This window comes from Methanothermobacter defluvii, assembly GCF_003385755.1.
GTDB classification, from domain to species: domain Archaea; phylum Methanobacteriota; class Methanobacteria; order Methanobacteriales; family Methanothermobacteraceae; genus Methanothermobacter; species Methanothermobacter thermautotrophicus.
The window spans coordinates 58,418-75,781 of sequence record NZ_QREL01000002.1 but is presented as its reverse complement, the minus strand read 5'-3'; the positions used below and the strand labels follow the sequence as shown (position 1 = coordinate 75,781).

The window sequence follows — 17,364 nt, the reverse complement described above, 5'->3', positions numbered from 1 at the left end:
CATTAAATAGGATACCAGGGCGATATTAACCAGTCCTTCGCCTAACTCTGACAGCCACACCCCTTTCAGCCCTCACCATTTCATCTCCGCTGAGTACAGCCCTCCCTACACCTGCAACTTCTCCTCCATGTACTATGACCACCTCATCACCAGGTATGATTCCCGTGTCGGCGTCGGAAACACCAGGAGCAAAGAGTGTGTTGCTTTCAAGGTTGAAGTCTATCTCAACCCACTTCACTCCCAGCATGTAAAGGGACCTTCCACCCTCTGGTGAGAGTGAGATGAGTCCACGGTCCATCATGAAGGTGCCTATCTGGGTGCCGTCGGATTTGAGGATCTTTCTGTGGTATCTTCCGGTGACCCGGCAGTCCTCGGGTATAATCCTTTCTCCGCCAGGTCCGAACTGGTATACAGCAACCGAACGAAGCATGTGCAGCAGCCTCTCCCGGGGCGGGATCCTTTCATAACTCTTAAGTTCCCTCTTAAGTCTCTCCAGGGCATCAGGCGAGGTGGGCCTTGCTTCCATGCTGGTCGCTGTGAAGGAGTCAAGGTACTCCATGCACACCTCAAGGTAACCTCCATCCACGTGGGCTATGACATCAAGGTCACCCACATATTCCCTTAGGACATCTCCCACCAGTTTCTTTTCCTCATGGGACCACTCTCCAATGGTTGAGACGTCATAGGATGAGATGGGGTAGGTGTTTTCGAGTTCCCGGGGACATATGCCGAAAGGTGATGTCAGTATAAGCTCCTGGAAGCCCCTAGTGACTCCTGTGAATTTTCTGTGGGACCTTGATGTTGAGTAGGGCTTCTTCATGCTGCAGGGAAGCACTACAACAACATCTCCCAGGGGCCTCATTAACCTCATTCTCTCCCGCCACCTGACAGCCTCGGGACGGTGGAGGGATTCCTCAATTGAACATATGACCTTCATTCTATCAACCTTTATCACATCATATTCATGCAGCGCCTATCCACAGTTCAGACAGTACAATAAGCTTTCGACAACGTTATACATTTTCACGGGCAGAATCCTTTTTAAGTGTACTTAAGTGCCTTTCAACCATTTTACGCCTGTTAATTCGGCGACATCCTTTTTAAGGGCGACGAGGTCCTCGGGGTTCAGTTTCTTCACATCATCCTTTCCGGTGATCCTGGCAAAGTCGGCAATCTCAGCCGTTGAAACCCTTATGAAGTTTTCAAGTCCTTCAATGGCCCTCTCCAGGTCCATGTGTTTCAACAGGTCAGGATCATGGGTTGTTATCCCTGTTGGACACTTGCCGGTGTGGCATAACCTGTGCTGCTGACAGTTGAGGGCTATGAGTGCCGCTGTACCTGTGTAGACAGCATCAGCACCCAGGGCGAGACACTTTGCCATGTCAGCGGCTGTCCTGAGACCCCCACCTGCAATGAGGGACACCCTATCGCCATGACCCTCATTGATGACGGTCTTAACGGCCCGTGGTATGGCTGCGATGAGGGGGATGCCTGTGTTGTCCCTTATATGTGGGTTAACAGCGCCAGTACCCCCACCAAAACCGTCAAGGCTTATAAAATCTACTCCAGCATCAAGCAGGGCCTTAACATCATCCTCCACGTTACCACACCCTATCTTGGCACCTATGGGTGCTCCTCCACTTATTTTTCTGAGCTCTTTGACCTTCTCTTCGAGTTCCATCTGATCACGTATATCATGGTGGTGTGCAGGCGAATATGACCCCTCACCGGGGGCCAGCCCACGGACCCTTGCAACATCAGGGCTTATCTTGTCTGGAGGGAGATAACTTCCTTTACCGGGATATGCACCCTGACCAAATCTTATCTCTATTGCAGCAGCACCCCTGAGCACATCCTCTGTGATGCCGAACCTTCCGGTGGAATACTGGATTATGAGGTAATCGCCTGCCTTTTCAAGTTCCCTCTGCAGTACTCCACCTTCACCCGAGTTGAATCCAATCTTAAGTCGGTCTGCAACGGATGCAATGGCTATACGGGTCTTCTCTGAAACCGCCCCGTAGCTCATACCACTTATTATTATGGGGGATCTGAGCCGTAGAGGTCTTTTTGATTCAGTTCCGATGATTACATCAGTTTTAACCGGGTCCTCTGCATTGAGGGGGATTTTTGAGACCTGTGCTGGAAGGAAGTGTAGATCATCAAGTCCCAGGGGCAGCCTCTTCTCGGATCCCATGGACTCAACCGGGACCTCCCCACTATGGGCTATCCTTTTTATCTGGACTATTTTGAGATATTCACGGTCATCCTCGGATCTTCTCTGTCTTCTCATCCTTATGCCATTCAGTGATTCTGTGTTACAGAAGTAAAGCTCCCTGAGACCATACTCCCGGTATATGGGGCATGATGCACAGAGGCAACCCCTCTCCTCAACCTCATACCTGCTGCTCCTGCCTTCACAGAAGAAAAGTTCACCATCCCCATGATCAGGGTAGCTGGGACAATCGGGACACAGACATTCCGTTTTTTTGTTTATATAACCCCCTCCCGCTGGTACTGTAACCTAATATGTGGATACTGGTTAAAGTGGTTTCCTTTTTTTCACAGAGTTAGAAGGGGCTTATATTTCCAGGAGATTCCTGTGATATCCCCAGTTTCCAGGGGCATTCTGATGGCTATTATGGAGCACTTTAAGTCTCCAGGACTTATAGGTGTCCCAGAAGCTCTTCATGAAGCCTTTTAAGCCTTTCTATTGAAGGGTGGTTTGCTCCAAGGCGATCAGACCATTTTTTTATTACAAAATCAATATCAACTTCATCAGAGCCATTTATGAGGTTATCTGCATGGGCAACAATCTTCTCCTCGAGGGTTCTTGGCATGTAATCTCCCGGAGGAAGTCCCAGGGCCTTTGCCTCATCGGGGGGTATACCTGCCCCCACGTGTCTTTCAACTATCCTCACAACTTCTGGGGGGTAACCAAATCCTTCAAGGATGCGCGCACCCTCCACGGCGTGTTCAACACCGCTGGTCCTGCAGCGGCCTATATCATGAAGAATGGCTCCCTCCTCCACCAGCTTCATGTCAACCGGGAGTTCACGTGATAACTCGAGGGCCTTTTTTCTGACGGCTAGGGAGTGGTCTATCACCCACTCTGGACATCCAACAACCCGGAGTAAACGGAGGCTCAAGGAGACACCACTATGATTGATCAGAATCAGGAGTATATATGAAGTTTATTGTTGAGGCTTTTATGGAGTCGAATCCACTGTTCTAGGAGTTTATTGTTGTGGTTTTTATGGAGTCGAATCCGTTATTCTCATAGAGACTGAGTTCGTCCTTTATCTCCTGTATTATTTCAGAGTTATCCATGAACTCCATTTTTGAACCACATTCAGGGCATGTGAAGTTTTCTTCTGTGGCCTCATCAAAGGTGAATCTGTAGTGCCCATTTACACATACAAAGAACATGTTGTTTTCCTCAAACTCAAGGGCTTCCCTCAGCTTTCTTACTATCTCGCTGTGCTTCCTTTTTATCATCTCTGTAACCTTCTCAGGCTCAAATTTCCAGGTGTAGGTGTACCACTGTGTTTCGGGGTCCTTGCTCCTCTTGTAACTTGCCACACCTGCATCATAGAGCCTGTAGAGTATCCTCCTGACTATGTTGAGTTTAAGCTGCGTTTTCTCTGATATCTCCTCATCTGTTACCTTGCCCTTCATGAGGCACTCCAGAACTGGTATGGCCTCTTCCTCTTCTTCTTCAGTGATAACTTCATGGATCAACTCTTGTAACACCTGTTCATCAATCAATTGAAATCCTCCAGCTTGAAAAATAACTGCATACCGGGTATGCTGATCATCAAATTTTTTGAGTGCACTCCAATTTATGTGCCTAATCTTATTTAAAATTTTATAAAGGGGCCAGTTTAATACGAAAATTGTTCATGATATGACTGTTATCATGGAGGTCTTACAATAACCGCCGGTGTGTGCTCAACCGAGGATAGCATCTCCACTGTGATATTCCCTGGTCTGCCACTGAATTCCCTGGCCATATCATAGACCGTTGCCCTCTCTGTATTCCTGCGGTGGTATTCCTCTGCAGCTGATGCAACCTCAAGGAGCACCTCCAGTTTCACGGGCCTTGAGGATGCAAGGGGTGTGGGCCAGGTTCTTCCAGAGAACCGCCCTGCAAGGTAACCCAGAAATCCTGTATCTGACCTTATGCCGGGCACTGCAAGGGGGAGGGAGGTGAAGTATCTTCCAAGTATACTGTAGGTTGCATCGGTATCGATTATAACCGTGGTAACATCTGCACCGAACCTCCGCAGGATCTCACCGGCAATAAGATTTGCCACCCCAGATGGGTTTTCAGGTAGAAGTGAAACAAGGGTCCCCGGCACATTACTCAGATCAATACCGGCCTCGGAAGCCGGCTTAAGGGCGTGTTTAAGTCCATAGTATCTCAGAACAACCTCCTTATGGGCCCTTGCCTCTGGCGGCAGTCTTCTGAGGTTCCTTATGGTCCTCCTCTTCATGCCGAGGATCGGGCCCAGGAGGTAGCCCCAGATGTACTTTGACCAGATATCTGCCAGCAGCACTGCAGTTATGGATGGTTCGAAACGGGATTCATCGACCAGGTTTCCCTGGGCGACCGAGACCGGTGTCTCTGAGATGACAAGAAAATCTCCATCCCGGGCAAGCTCACCGGCCCTCTCGATGATCTCTGAGAAACCTGCACCCGGTTCTATGTAACCCGTCACCACGGGCACTGTCCTGTACTCAGGGGACATTTTCATCTGGCCTTCACTGGTGGTGCCCATACCTTGAGGTCTATTCCCTCTATAACAGCCCTTCTACCCTCAAGCTGGACAACAACTCCTGAGTGGACCTTCTGCATCATGCAGTGGGCTGGCAGGAAACGTACGGTTTCACCGATATTCGGTAGCTCACCCTCGATCACACCCTCAAAGCCACCAACCATGCAGACTCCGATGTCCCTGTATTCAAAGTCATCCATGCCGAGGCGGTGGCATGGTCCAACGATGTGCACCGTTATGAGGCCATGGTTCTCATCCAGTATCTCTGCAAAGTGGGTTATTGGACATCCAAGGGGTCTGTATCTGATTATATCCCCCTTCCGCAGTTCAGTGGACGTGAATGGGAAGAGGATCTCCCGGCAGGAGCCCTCATCGGGCAGCGGTTTCAGTATGAAGTCGGCCTCGTATCCGTCAAGGACACCGAAGATCTTCTTCTCCTCATCAAGGATTTTCTCCTCCTTAAGGATGTCCTGGAGTCTTTTCAGGTTATCGGCAAAGAGTTCCTGGTACATGAAGTGGCATCTGTCGATCTCAGCCCTTCCCTTGAGCAGAGCGGCCGCATACTCATCACACCTTGCATAGCCACAGATCCCGCAGTTGTATCCTGGGAGCAGAGCAGTTACCTCTTCTTTAAGGGATTTATCCTGGGACATCTGAAAGATCCTCTCCTCATTCTCCTTCGTAGGTCTGGAAGCCGTCTATTCTCCTGAGTATTCCCCTGTGATGCTTCTTGTTAACCCTTGTCTCACCGACACAGAGTGTGCACACTGCCAGGGGTGCTGAGTGCCGGAGCTCCTCGTTTTCAAGGGAAACCTCCCTGCTCTCGATCATCTCCTCTGCAAGTTCCATGCATCCCTGCCCGCTGAGGCCATTGGCCTCTATTATCTTTGCTGAGGGGTTAACCTCCAGTATGCGCTCCCTGAATATCTCCCTCTCTGCCTGGGATATCATGTCTCCCTTGGTCACCACCGCGATATCGGCGGTTGAGAGGAAAGGACCAACCTTAAGGGGAGTGTTTGGTCCGCTGGTGGCGTCTATGACACATACTCCCAGACAGTTCTTTGTGTAGGGGGCGCAGCGGTGACATAGCCCTGCTGTTTCGACGATCAGGAAGTCTGACTCGTTCTTCTCAGCCCACTTTATCATGTCGTCTATGTTGTAGATGGCGTAGTGGTCCGGGCACATGTCCATTGACAGGCCAACCAGTGTTGGCACCCCGACCTTCTCAAATTTCTTATCGTCGTCGGTGTATAGGCAGTCTATCTTTACAACGGATGACTTCAATCCCCTTGATTTGAGGCTCCTGAGGGTGTGCATCAGCACCGCTGTTTTTCCAGATCCAGGTGTTCCGGCAACAATTACCATTCTCATAGGTTTCACTTCTCTCTCCTGAATTAGGCCTTATCCTTCAGATCCATATCTTACTGGGACTCATTTATTATTTCGCTCAGGTCTATGTCCTCAACCAGCTCACCCCTCCGGACCTTTTCACGGAGGCTGAGCATTAGTTCATCTATCTTGTTCAGTTCCCGGGATATTCTCTTCTCCTGGGGGGTTGTGGTGACTATCTTCTGCATACCACCGTGCTTCATGACGATCCTCTTATCGGTCATGAGTGCAAGTACAGGGTCATGGGTTACAACAAGGACGATCTTTCCATGCCCTGCCAGCACATTGAGGGCGTCGTGCTTCCTTATACCCGCATTCTCAATTTCGTCTATGAGTACAATGGGGGAGTCACTTATTATCGCCACGTCTGCAACCATCAATGCCCGTGACTGACCCCCGCTGAGTATTGTGAGGTCATGCTCCTTTTTGATGGGCTCTCCTGTGAGGGTGTTTGCAAGTTCAATGACGCGGTCCACACACTTCTCACTGGCGCCCCTGCACTTGGCATGAAGGCTCAGGAAATCTCCCACAGTCATATCGGCCAGGAAGTTCATGTTCTGTGATAGCTGGGCGACCATCTTTTTCCGGGGATTTGTTCGGTCCTCATAGCTTGGCTCTTCATCGTTCACAAGGATCTTCCTCTTTGAGAAGGTGTCCATCTGGGCCAGCTGTTCAATATCTCCTATAAGTGAACTTTTACCACTGCCTGTGGGACCAACAACTCCAAATATTTCACCCTTCTTTATTTCAACCCGCTCTACGGGCTCCTTTTCTCCGAACTTATCATAACCGCCGATTACAGTAATTTTCTCTATCATTAAAGATTCACCTTTCCGAGAGTGTCTCCCCTCAAGCCTCTGCGTATTGTTTCAAGGGCTGTTATCTCTTCAGGGGGTATGTTTCCAAGGTTAACATCTGGTCCAATCTTTAAAATGAAGTAAACCTGCTGACTTTTCTGAGGCGCCTCCCATATTATTTTGTCCATGGGGAGTCTGTCAGTGAGGTGGTTGAATTCGTCCTCCCTTATGTTTCCCCTCTCATCGTATATACCTATGTTCTGTCCGCTCTCACGGGCCTCCATGAGAACCATTGATGCGCCTGCCCTGAGGTCAGCCCTCACAAGTCTGACCCTATCATCGGGTTCGAGGAGCCTGTCCCTTTCAGGGTCCTTTTTACCGACCTCTGATATGACCATGAATCCCTCATCGACAGCCATTTCAATGAGCCGGCATTTTTCTTCAGTTTCAATTTCCACAGTCCCGTTGGATATCTCAAGTGTTTCAAAGCCAAGGCTGCGGGCCTCCTGGAAGTATTCCTCCACTTTATCGTTGAGATGGGCTATCTCGAATAGCGTGCCCCCTGGATAGGGTTCCACATCGAATGACCTGTACATATCTACCTTTTCCTTTACAGTGTCGCGTCTGTGGAGGGGGAGTGTTCCCCATCCAAACTTTATGAAGTCAACATAATCTGATGATATCTCCATGAGGTCACGGGCGCTTGCGGGACCCATTCCCTTATCAAGAACCATGGTTATTCCATTTTTTCGAGGTTTCCCACTCCTTGGGGGGGTGAGAAAATCAAAGGCGTTCATAACATCACCTTCTGTTTGAGTCAGAAATAACGGGATCCATATTAATTAGGATTCATATGTTTACTACCTTTATAAAAATTTTTCCTATACCTGCCATAAATATATCCAAATATAATTTGAGATCAGGTATATATAAGTAGGTGGTGTTTTTCATGGAGAAGAAGATATGCTACTTTGAGGAACCAGGTAAGGAAAATACAGAGAGGGTCCTTGAACTTGTAAGGGAGAGGGCTGACCAGCTCGGAATCAGGAATTTTGTTGTGGCATCTGTTTCAGGTGAGACAGCCCTGAGATTATCTGAAATGGTTGAAGGTAACATTGTATCAGTAACCCATCATGCAGGTTTCAGGGAGAAGGGTCAACTTGAACTGGAGGCCGAGGCAAGGGATGCGCTCCTTGAGAGGGGTGTGAATGTTTATGCGGGTTCACATGCCCTCAGTGGCGTTGGAAGAGGGATATCAAACAGGTTTGGTGGTGTCACACCTGTGGAGATAATGGCTGAAACCCTGAGGATGGTCTCCCAGGGATTCAAGGTATGTGTTGAGATAGCTATAATGGCTGCAGATGCTGGCCTCATCCCCGTTGATGAAGAGGTTATATCCATAGGTGGGACAGCATGGGGTGCTGACACCGCCCTTGTACTCACACCCGCCCATATGAACAGCGTATTCGACCTCAGGATCCATGAGGTAATTGCCATGCCCAGGCCATAACTTTTTCATAACCGGTCATGATGGGGGTCCCGCCCAGATTCATGATATTCATGGCCACGTGGACCATCAATAATTTTATTTTGCCCCAACCTTGAGCCGGTATTTTCTGAGGTCACAGAAATTGATTTTTAATTTTGAATGTGAGCCATGGCCCCATCGGTGCCAGATTAACCGTTGCTTTTAAATATGTCTTATCACAATAACATATTTCATAGATAAGTGTGGGGGTAGTAATTGAAATTCATTAACGATGCCATAAAGGAATCTGAGAAAAGGGAAAAGCCATCTTCCAGCTCCATGAATTCAGAAATTGACAGGGAACTCCGGGAAATAATTGAAAATAGCAGAGCCAAGATATACGTTGTTGGGACCGGCGGGGCGGGCAACAACACCGTAACAAGGCTCAGTGAGATTGGAGTAGAGGGCGCTGAGACCATAGCCGTTAACACGGATGCCCAGGACCTCTTCTACTCCGTGGCTAACCGGAAGCTTCTCATAGGTAAGAATGTCTGTGGTGGTCTTGGGGCTGGCGGCGTCCCTGAAGTGGGAGAGGAATGCGCAGAGGAAAGTGAGGATGATATTCGCAGGGAACTCGAAGGGGCTGACATGGTCTTTGTAACCTGTGGCCTTGGGGGTGGCACGGGAACAGGGTCCGCACCCGTGATATCAAAACTTGCCAAAAAGGCGGGTGCCCTCACGATAGCAGTTGCAACCATGCCCTTCAGTGCAGAGGGCCTTAAAAGGAGGGAGAATGCTGAGAGGGGTCTTGAGAAACTCCAGAGCGCTGCAGATACAGTCATTGTCATACCCAATGACAAGCTACTGGAGGTTGCACCCAACCTGCCCCTCAACAAGGCCTTCATGGTTGCAGACGAGATCCTTGGAAGGGCGGTTAAGGGCATAACTGAACTCATAACCAAACCCGGACTGGTGAGCCTCGACTTTGCCGATGTGAGGAGCATAATGAAGGGTTCAGGAATGGCCATGATTGGAATGGGCGAGGCCGAATCCGGTGACAGGGCCCTAGAATCAGTTTATGAGGCCCTTAACAGTCCGCTGCTGGATCTTGACATATCCAATGCAAGGGGAGCCCTTATAAACATATCTGGTAGTTCAGACCTGACCCTCCAGGAGGCCGAAAGGATCGTGGAGGTTGTTGCCGAGGAACTTGATCCCGATGCAAACATAATATGGGGTGCCCAGATTCAGGATGAACTGCAGAACGTCATAAGAACGACCATCGTTGTTGCGGGTGTAAGGTCACCCTACATCTATGGGGCCCATGGCTCTGCAGAGAAGGAGTTCCTGGAGGAAAAACAGCGTGAAAAGGACTCAGTCGATGAGTCCGTCCTGGAAGAATTTATAGATGGAGTATTCTGATATTCTTCCACACACCCCCACTCAAGGAAAACCTTTATAAATCTTGAAGGATAGATTACTCCATCACTCATCCCAATTCTAGCCCTTGTTTTTTAAGTATATAAATAGCGGGGATAAACCATGAAATACAGGGAGTCTATTTTAAATTTTATAAAACAGTCAAAGAGGGTATTGAGGGTTTCAAAGAAACCGAGCCGTGAGGAATACCTCAACGTGTCAAAGGTAACCGGTATAGGTATAATAATAATAGGCGTCATTGGATTCATAATAAGTATAATTGCCCAGCTCCTCGGGGGCTAGCATCCGGATGGGTTAAGGTTTGTAGAGTGAATTATATATATGAGGTTGTGTTCTTAATGGAAGATAGTAAAAATTCCATCTATGCCCTTAAGACCTCTGTGGGTCAGGAGAAAAATGTGGCCAGGATGCTTGCAAGAAAGGTGAGGGATAGTGGTATAGAGATAAACGCTATTCTTGTCCCGGAATCACTGAGGGGATACATCCTGGTGGAGTCCTCATCAAAGATTGACATGAGAAACCCTGCAATAAGGGTGCCCCACCTCAGGGGTGTAGTTGAAAGTAAAACAGAGGGTGAGGCCGAGATAGACTTTGAAGAGGTTAAAAGGTTCCTCAAGCCAGAGCCCATAATATCATCCATTAAGAAGGGAAGCATTGTTGAACTCATATCCGGACCCTTTAAGGGTGAAAGGGCAAAGGTTATCCGCATAGATGAGTCAAGGGAGGAAGTTGTACTTGAACTCATAGAGGCGGCCGTGCCCATTCCAGTAACTGTTAAAGGTGATCAGATTAGAATAATACAAAAGGAGGCTGATTAATGGCTAAAGAAACCGTTGAAATTCTTATTGATGGTGGAAAAGCCACTCCAGGACCACCTCTGGGTCCTGCGATTGGTCCGCTTGGAATTAACATGATGCAGGTAGTTGAGGAGATAAACCGCAAGACAGCTGACTTTGAGGGGATGAAGGTCCCTGTAAAGATCATAGTGGACACTGATACAAGGGACTTTGAGGTTGAAGTGGGTACCCCTCCAACAACCGCCCTCATCATGGATGAACTCAAGCTGGAGAAGGGGTCCCAGGATCCAGGGATGGATAAGATAGCAGACATCTCAATGGAACAGGTGCTGAAGATCGCGAGGATGAAATTCGATGCGCTCCTCTCAAATGACTACAAACGTGCAGTCAAGGAGATAATGGGTACCTGTGTCAGCATGGGTATAACAGTGAACGGTAAGGACCCCCGTGAGGTTCAGAGGGAGGTTGACCAGGGAGTCTATGACGACCTCCTCACATCATAAAAATTTATAAATCTTGAAAACCACATAACTAACCTCATCATATGAACTTATTTTTTGAAGTTCATGGAGGATTCAGAATGCAACAAGAGATAATGGAAGCGGTGAAGAAGGCCAAGGAACTTTCAAGGCCGAGAAACTTCACACAGTCCATGGATGTTATTCTTAACATCAAGGACCTTGACGTCAATAAACCAGAGAACAGGTTTGACGAGGAAGTTTCTCTACCCAACGGCCGCGGTAAGGATGTGAAGATTGCCGTGATCGCCGATGGGGAACTGGCCCTCCAGGCTAAAAATGCAGGGGCCGACCTTGTGATAACAAAGGATGAACTTGAAGAACTTGGCAAAAACCGTAAGGAAGCAAAGAAACTTGCCAACCAGTATGAATTCTTTGTGGCTCAAGCAGATATGATGCCCCTGGTGGGTCGATTCATGGGGCCCGTTCTCGGACCCAGAAAGAAGATGCCCAAACCGGTGCCAGCAACAATAAACCCGGAGCCCATCCTGAATAAACTCAGGGACACGGTTAAGGTTAGAATCAAGGACCAGCCAGTGGTTCATACGGTGGTTGGTACCGAGGACATGGACGATGAGAAGCTTGCCGAGAACATAGAGGCGGTTCTTCAGACAATCGACCGTAAACTTGAGAAGGGAAGAAACCAGTTAAAGTCCATGTACGTTAAGACAACCATGGGCCCGGTAGTGAGGGTGATTTAAATGGCTCACGTGGCTGAATGGAAGAAGAAAGAGGTTCAGGAGCTCCATGACCTTATTAAAGGTTATGAAGTGGTTGGTATAGCCAACCTTGCAGACATACCTGCAAGGCAGCTCCAGAAGATGCGCCAGACACTCCGTGACAGTGCACTCATCAGAATGTCCAAGAAGACCCTGATCAGCCTTGCCCTTGAGAAAGCTGGCAGAGAACTTGAAAATGTTGATTCACTCTCCGATTACATGGAGGGGCAGCCTGCACTCATATTCACAGACATGAATCCCTTCAAGCTCTTCAAGATCCTTGAGGACAGTAAAACTCCTGCTCCAGCCAAACCAGGGGCCATAGCCCCGGCTGACATAGTTGTCCCCAAGGGGGATACCGGATTTGCACCGGGCCCGATACTGGGTGAACTGCAGCAGATAGGTATCCCTGCCAAGATCGAGAAGGGCAAGATTGTGGTTTCAAATGACCACGTCGTTGTGAAGGCAGGGGAGGAGATTCCCCCCAAGGTGGCCGGGATATTAACCAGACTTGACATACAGCCACTTGAGGTGGGAATAGATCTCAGAGCTGCCTATGAAAATCAGACCGTCTACACTGCAGACGTACTGACCATCGATGAAGAGAAGACCCTGTCTGATATCCAGAAGGCATTTTCACAGGCATTCAACCTCTCAGTCAACGCTGTTATATACACAAGGGAGACAATGCCTGCTATCATCCAGAAGGCAGCTTCAAGGTCATTCAACCTTGCATACAATGCATCAATACTCACATCAGAAACAACAGACCTCCTGCTTGCAAAGGCCTATGCACAGATGCTTGCACTGGCCGCTGCAGCTGCGGAGATTAATGATGAGGCAGTTGATGATGAACTGAAGGAGAAGTTGTCTTCAAGGGCAGCAGCACCAGCCCCTGAAGAAAAAGAGGAAGAGGTTGAAGAAGAAGCTGAAGAGGAAGAAGAAGAGGAAGAAGAGGATGCAGCAGCCGGTCTCGGCGCACTCTTCGGATGAACACTTTACTGGCAATAGTTAACCCATAAAAAATAAAATTTGAGGTGATCATATGGAATACATATACGCAGCAATGTTATTGCACACAACAGGTAAGGAAATCAACGAAGAAAACGTTAAAAGCGTCCTTGAAGCAGCAGGCGCTGAAGTGGACGATGCAAGGGTCAAGGCTCTCATAGCAGCCCTTGAAGACGTTGACATCGAAGAGGCAATGGAAACAACAGCTGTAGCAGCAGCACCAGCAGCAGCTGCAGCACCAGCAGCAGCCGAAGAGGCTGAAGAAGAAGCTGAGGAAGAAGAGGAAGAAGAAGAGGAAGCTGAAGAGGAAGCAGCAGCCGGTCTCGGCGCACTCTTCGGTTAAATCCCCCTTTATTTTTTTCCTCTGCCACTCTGTAATGGCAAAAAATTTATTTTTCTTAATTCTGATTCTATTTATAAAAACTGTTTTCAATGATTACCATGTCCCATCAGCTTGAAAAACTTGGATACAGAAAGTATGAATGCAAGTCCTGTGGAAACACCTTCTGGTCTATGAAGGAACGTGCAACATGTGGAGACGCCCCCTGTGATGAATACGGGTTCATCGGAAACCCTGCCACAGACAGGAGCTATGACCTCTATGAGATACAGGATAAATTCATGGAGTTCTTCGCCGAAAGGGGCCATGAACCCATCAGGAGGTACCCGGTACTTGCAAAACGCTGGCGGGACGATGTATTCCTTGTCGGGGCATCAATATACAACTTTCAACCATGGGTCACATCTGGCCTGGTGAAACCCCCTGCAAACCCCCTCGTGGTTGCGCAGCCATCAATAAGACTCAATGACGTTGATAATGTTGGAAGAACAGGAAGACATCTCACATGCTTCACAATGGGGGGTCATCACGCATTCAATTCTGAGGATAACACTGTCTACTGGGAAGAAGAAACCATAAAGTACTGTCATGACTTTTTAACACATATAGGTATTGATCCATCTGAGATAACATTCATAGAGTCCTGGTGGCAGGGAGGTGGAAACGAGGGGCCCTGCTATGAGGTATGCGTCAGGGGCGTTGAACTTGCAACCCTCGTCTTCATACAGTACCGCACCCTCCCTGATGGTGGCAGGGAGGAGATCCCCCTCAAGATAGTTGACACAGGCTATGGCCTTGAAAGGTTCGCCTGGATATCACAGGGGACACCAACAGCCTACGATGCCTGCCTTGGCCCGGTAATCGAGAAACTGGTCGAACTGACAGGCGTGAAGATCGATGAGGAGATACTTGCAGAGAACGCCCAAGTGGCCGGAATGATGGACATAGAGACCTACGCCGATTTAAGGGAACTCAGGAAGAGGGTAGCGGATAAACTTGGCATCTCAGTGGAGGAACTGGAACGTGCAGCCGCCCCAATGGAATCAGTTTACGCCATAGCCGACCATACCAGGTGCCTCGCATTCATGCTTGCAGACGGGGTCATACCCTCAAACGTGAAGGAGGGATACCTTGCAAGGCTCATCATCAGGAGGACCCTGAGGCTCATGAAGGACCTTGGCATGAAGGAATCACTTAAGGATATAATGAACATCCAGGTGGAGTTCCTTGAGGGCCACTACCCTGAGATAAGGAGTCATCATGAGCACATACTGAACATCATAGACCTCGAGGAACACCGCTATGCAAGGACAGTGAAGAGGGGCCGCAGGATTGTTGAGAAGACAATAAAATACCTTAAAAGGGATGGAAAAGCAGAGATGCCCCTGGAAACCCTCATAAAACTATATGACTCCCATGGAATCCCCCCTGAGACCATCGGTGAGATAGCAGAGGAATCCGGTTTTCAGGTTAAAATTCCAGACAACTTCTACACCCTCGTAGCAGAGAGGAATGAAACAGAAACCGACATGCCGGAGGAGGATGTACACCTGGACTACCCGGCGACAGAGCTTCTATTTTATGATGAACCTGATGGCATGGAATTCCAGGCAGAGGTCATAGGCATACATGAGAATGGTCTGATACTCGACAGAACACTCTTCTACCCTGAGGGAGGCGGTCAGCCCTCAGATACGGGATACATTACAGCTGAAGGCTGCAGACTCAGAATAAAACATGCAGAGAAGATAGGGGCCGTTGTTGTTCACAGAACAGACGATGAAATCTGCATAGAACCTGGAACAACCATCAGGGGATTTATTGATTCAGATAGAAGGCTTCAGCTTACAAGGAACCATACAGCAACCCACCTCATAGTTTCAGCGGCAAGAAAGGTCCTGGGAGACCACATATGGCAGGCAGGGGCCCAGAAGGGAGTTAAAAGTTCACGCATAGACCTGTCCCACTACAGAAGAATAACACTGGAAGAGCTCCAGGAGATAGAGAGACTTGCAAATGAGTATGTCATGATGAACGTACCCCTCAAGGTCAGGTGGATGGACAGGGACCTTGCAGAGAGGAAGTATGGATTCATACTGTACCAGGGCGGAGTTGTACCCGGCTCCAGGATAAGGGTGGTTGAGATTCCAGGTGTGGATGTCCAGGCCTGTGCAGGTACCCATGTCCACAGGACAGGGGACATAGGACTCATCAGGATAAACAGAACAGAACGCATACAGGATGGAGTTGAGAGGATAGAGTTCTCTGCCGGATCAGCAGCCATTGAGCTCATGCAGAAGACAGGGGACATCCTGAGGGAGAGCTCAGACATATTCAAGGTCACACCATCACAGCTTCCAGGGACCTGTGAAAGGTTCTTCACAGAGTGGAAGGCCCTCAGAAATGAGGTCTCACGCCTCAAGGAGAAGGTCGCGTCACTGAAGATCCTTGAGATGAAGGATAGGGCTGAGAGGATCAATGACCTAACGGTGATAATCGACACCGTCGATGCAGATATGGATGAGATGAAGAACATGGCCCTTGAACTATCAGCCACAGTCGACGCTGTTGTCCTGGCGAACCCTGAAGGCAAAATCGTCGGAGCAGCATCTGAAGATGCTGTAAAGGCAGGTTTGAGGATCAACGAGGTCATATCACAGGCCGCAGCCGTGCTTGGAGGTGGAGGTGGAGGCAGACCTCACCTTGCACAGGGAGCAGGGCCCGCGACCGATAAAGTGGATGAGGCCCTTGAGGAGGCGAGAGCTGCACTCAGTAGTATGAGGAACTGATGTCATTGTGGCCGAACCGTTCGAGGAACTGGCGGGTTCACTGTGACTGCAGGGGGTTTAATTTGGACAGGCACGTCTCTGAGATAAACGAGAGAATACTTGAAGGGGATGCAGCTGTCTTCACAGCAGATGAGATAAAGGACATGGTCCGTGATGGTGACGTCCCATCAGCTGATGAGGTTGACGTGGTAACCACCGCCACCTGTGGTGTCATGTCAGGCACAGCAGCGGTCATGCACCTTAGAGTGTCAGAGCCGGGCTCCTTCCGCAAGGCAGCCAGTGTTGAGCTGAACGGAATACCTGCCTATCCTGGCCCATGCCCCAATGAGAACCTCGGGTCGGTCGACCTCTTCATCTACGGGACCTGTCACAGCAGGGAGGACCCTGACTATGGGGGAGGTTTCCTGTTCAGGGACCTCCTCCTGGGATCTGAGGTCGAGGTCAGGGTCACGTCTGTGGAGGGCAGGGTGGTTGAGTCAACGGTCACCATGGATGATATTGAAACAGCCAGGATAGTTGGTACACGGATGGCCTTCAGGAATTACACAGCCCTTGTCAATCCAGGAGAAACACCAGTGAAATCCATATTCAATGCATTTGAAATGCCAGAAAATTGCGGCGGTCTTTCCTTCTCTGGCTGCGGTGACATCAACCCCCTTGAAAACGATCCATCAATGGAGACCGTCCATCAGGGTACCGGGGTGCTTCTGAACGGGGCCAGGGCCATAGTACTGGGAGAGGGTACAAGGAGTAGCCCCATAAAGCCGAACCTCATGCTCAGCGGCGACCTACACGACATGAAACCCCGTTACATCGGAGGATTCCGGACAGCAGCGGGTCCAGAGATATTTAACACAGTGGCGGTTCCAGTACCGGTAACATCAGAAAGGGTTCTTGAGAACCTCATGGTACTTAATTCAGATATAAAACTTCCTGTTGCTGATGTAAGGGATCGTTCAAGGGTTATAACTGAGATAACCTATGAGGATGTTTGGGGTGGTGACGTGAGACCTGTCCACCACCAGGAGAGGTGCACAGACTGCGCGGTCTGCCTTGCAGCCAGGAGGTGCCCCACACATGCCATCGATAACGGCCTGGACCTTGACAGGTGTTTCGGCTGTGGAGTATGCGCATGGTCCTGTCCTTCAGGAGCATATGAGATGGATACCGGGACAGTCAGGATCGGTGAACTGGCAGTGCCCATCATATGCAGACAGTCCGACAGGTTAAGGGCCCGCGAACTATCCCTGGAACTCAAAAAGCTCATAGAAAACGGGGATTTCCTCATGGGATGAGCGGATGGTTTTGGATGAGGTACAGA

Annotated in this window: 19 protein-coding genes; 10 read left to right on the top strand and 9 right to left on the bottom strand. The window is 49.2% G+C overall.

Annotated features, from left to right (window positions below):
- Window positions 1–25: 25 nt before the first annotated feature.
- From C7452_RS06210 to comA, 9 genes are all read right to left on the bottom strand, one after another.
- The gene (locus C7452_RS06210) at window positions 26–937 is read right to left on the bottom strand and encodes a DUF5591 domain-containing protein (protein WP_115892596.1); all 912 of its coding nucleotides are present in this window, start codon (window positions 935–937) and stop codon (window positions 26–28) included.
- A gap of 114 nt (window positions 938–1,051) precedes the next feature.
- Window positions 1,052–2,473 carry a glutamate synthase-related protein gene (locus C7452_RS06205; RefSeq protein ID WP_245942894.1) on the bottom strand — a complete coding sequence of 474 codons (1,422 nt, stop codon included), beginning with the start codon at window positions 2,471–2,473 and terminating at the stop codon, window positions 1,052–1,054.
- 190 nt (window positions 2,474–2,663) lie between these two features.
- Entirely contained in the window at window positions 2,664–3,146 is a 483-nt protein-coding gene (locus C7452_RS06200) for a TIGR00295 family protein (protein ID WP_115892594.1), read from the bottom strand.
- 82 nt (window positions 3,147–3,228) lie between these two features.
- Entirely contained in the window at window positions 3,229–3,765 is a 537-nt protein-coding gene (gene tfe, locus C7452_RS06195; protein WP_010877276.1) for a transcription factor E, read from the bottom strand.
- A 149-nt stretch (window positions 3,766–3,914) separates the two neighbouring features.
- A complete protein-coding gene (locus C7452_RS06190) occupies window positions 3,915–4,748 on the bottom strand; it encodes a coenzyme F420-0:L-glutamate ligase (RefSeq protein ID WP_115892729.1) in 834 nt (277 codons plus the stop codon).
- Window positions 4,749–4,750: 2 nt separating this feature from the next.
- Window positions 4,751–5,428 (bottom strand): (Fe-S)-binding protein, encoded by a 678-nt coding sequence (locus C7452_RS06185; protein WP_211305660.1) that lies wholly within the window; start codon window positions 5,426–5,428, stop codon window positions 4,751–4,753.
- Between the two features lie 16 nt (window positions 5,429–5,444).
- Window positions 5,445–6,146, bottom strand: coding sequence for a GTP-binding protein (locus C7452_RS06180; protein ID WP_173402640.1), 702 nt, complete (start codon window positions 6,144–6,146; stop codon window positions 5,445–5,447).
- A 50-nt stretch (window positions 6,147–6,196) separates the two neighbouring features.
- A complete protein-coding gene (locus C7452_RS06175) occupies window positions 6,197–6,982 on the bottom strand; it encodes an ATP-binding cassette domain-containing protein (RefSeq protein WP_010877280.1) in 786 nt (261 codons plus the stop codon).
- On the bottom strand, window positions 6,982–7,758 hold the full coding sequence (gene comA / locus C7452_RS06170; RefSeq protein ID WP_115892592.1) for a phosphosulfolactate synthase: 777 nt from the start codon (window positions 7,756–7,758) through the stop codon (window positions 6,982–6,984). Before comA ends, C7452_RS06175 begins: the two co-directional genes overlap by 1 nt.
- Before the next feature lie 152 nt (window positions 7,759–7,910).
- Between comA and C7452_RS06165 the strand changes: the two genes are divergently transcribed.
- The 10 genes from C7452_RS06165 (at window position 7,911) to C7452_RS06120 (ending at window position 17,338) form a co-directional block, all read left to right on the top strand.
- Window positions 7,911–8,471 (top strand): pyruvate kinase alpha/beta domain-containing protein, encoded by a 561-nt coding sequence (locus C7452_RS06165; RefSeq protein WP_115892591.1) that lies wholly within the window; start codon window positions 7,911–7,913, stop codon window positions 8,469–8,471.
- 234 nt (window positions 8,472–8,705) lie between these two features.
- Window positions 8,706–9,851, top strand: a complete 1,146-nt coding sequence (ftsZ, locus tag C7452_RS06160) for a cell division protein FtsZ (protein WP_010877283.1) — start codon at window positions 8,706–8,708, stop codon at window positions 9,849–9,851.
- Between the two features lie 120 nt (window positions 9,852–9,971).
- Entirely contained in the window at window positions 9,972–10,151 is a 180-nt protein-coding gene (locus tag C7452_RS06155) for a protein translocase SEC61 complex subunit gamma (protein WP_010877284.1), read from the top strand.
- Between the two features lie 56 nt (window positions 10,152–10,207).
- Entirely contained in the window at window positions 10,208–10,687 is a 480-nt protein-coding gene (locus C7452_RS06150; protein WP_048061118.1) for a transcription elongation factor Spt5, read from the top strand.
- Window positions 10,687–11,169, top strand: a complete 483-nt coding sequence (locus C7452_RS06145) for a 50S ribosomal protein L11 (RefSeq protein WP_010877286.1) — start codon at window positions 10,687–10,689, stop codon at window positions 11,167–11,169. Before C7452_RS06150 ends, C7452_RS06145 begins: the two co-directional genes overlap by 1 nt.
- A gap of 77 nt (window positions 11,170–11,246) precedes the next feature.
- Entirely contained in the window at window positions 11,247–11,885 is a 639-nt protein-coding gene (locus C7452_RS06140) for a 50S ribosomal protein L1 (protein ID WP_048061119.1), read from the top strand.
- The gene (locus C7452_RS06135) at window positions 11,886–12,896 is read left to right on the top strand and encodes a 50S ribosomal protein L10 (RefSeq protein ID WP_115892590.1); all 1,011 of its coding nucleotides are present in this window, start codon (window positions 11,886–11,888) and stop codon (window positions 12,894–12,896) included.
- A gap of 52 nt (window positions 12,897–12,948) precedes the next feature.
- Window positions 12,949–13,257: a 50S ribosomal protein P1 gene (rpl12p, locus tag C7452_RS06130; RefSeq protein WP_048176214.1), complete on the top strand. Its 309-nt coding sequence runs from the start codon at window positions 12,949–12,951 to the stop codon at window positions 13,255–13,257.
- An 89-nt stretch (window positions 13,258–13,346) separates the two neighbouring features.
- Window positions 13,347–16,043 (top strand): alanine--tRNA ligase, encoded by a 2,697-nt coding sequence (alaS, locus tag C7452_RS06125; protein ID WP_115892589.1) that lies wholly within the window; start codon window positions 13,347–13,349, stop codon window positions 16,041–16,043.
- Window positions 16,043–17,338 (top strand): methanogenesis marker 16 metalloprotein, encoded by a 1,296-nt coding sequence (locus C7452_RS06120; RefSeq protein WP_115892588.1) that lies wholly within the window; start codon window positions 16,043–16,045, stop codon window positions 17,336–17,338. The genes alaS and C7452_RS06120 overlap by 1 nt, the downstream gene beginning before the upstream one ends.
- Window positions 17,339–17,364: the final 26 nt, after the last annotated feature.

Bases quoted from the DNA above. Each gene is read 5' to 3' on its own strand.
- C7452_RS06120 (WP_115892588.1), top strand. From the start codon at position 16,043: ATGTCATTGTGGCCGAACCGTTCGAGGAACTGGCGGGTTCACTGTGAC.
- C7452_RS06145 (WP_010877286.1), top strand. From the start codon at position 10,687: ATGGCTAAAGAAACCGTTGAAATTCTTATTGATGGTGGAAAAGCCACT.
- C7452_RS06135 (WP_115892590.1), top strand. From the start codon at position 11,886: ATGGCTCACGTGGCTGAATGGAAGAAGAAAGAGGTTCAGGAGCTCCAT.
- alaS (WP_115892589.1), top strand. From the start codon at position 13,347: ATGATTACCATGTCCCATCAGCTTGAAAAACTTGGATACAGAAAGTAT.
- C7452_RS06140 (WP_048061119.1), top strand. From the start codon at position 11,247: ATGCAACAAGAGATAATGGAAGCGGTGAAGAAGGCCAAGGAACTTTCA.
- C7452_RS06190 (WP_115892729.1), bottom strand. From the start codon at position 4,748: ATGTCCCCTGAGTACAGGACAGTGCCCGTGGTGACGGGTTACATAGAA.
- C7452_RS06180 (WP_173402640.1), bottom strand. From the start codon at position 6,146: ATGAGAATGGTAATTGTTGCCGGAACACCTGGATCTGGAAAAACAGCG.
- C7452_RS06155 (WP_010877284.1), top strand. From the start codon at position 9,972: ATGAAATACAGGGAGTCTATTTTAAATTTTATAAAACAGTCAAAGAGG.
- C7452_RS06165 (WP_115892591.1), top strand. From the start codon at position 7,911: ATGGAGAAGAAGATATGCTACTTTGAGGAACCAGGTAAGGAAAATACA.
- comA (WP_115892592.1), bottom strand. From the start codon at position 7,758: ATGAACGCCTTTGATTTTCTCACCCCCCCAAGGAGTGGGAAACCTCGA.
- C7452_RS06210 (WP_115892596.1), bottom strand. From the start codon at position 937: ATGAAGGTCATATGTTCAATTGAGGAATCCCTCCACCGTCCCGAGGCT.
- C7452_RS06185 (WP_211305660.1), bottom strand. From the start codon at position 5,428: ATGTCCCAGGATAAATCCCTTAAAGAAGAGGTAACTGCTCTGCTCCCA.
- C7452_RS06150 (WP_048061118.1), top strand. From the start codon at position 10,208: ATGGAAGATAGTAAAAATTCCATCTATGCCCTTAAGACCTCTGTGGGT.
- rpl12p (WP_048176214.1), top strand. From the start codon at position 12,949: ATGGAATACATATACGCAGCAATGTTATTGCACACAACAGGTAAGGAA.
- C7452_RS06175 (WP_010877280.1), bottom strand. From the start codon at position 6,982: ATGATAGAGAAAATTACTGTAATCGGCGGTTATGATAAGTTCGGAGAA.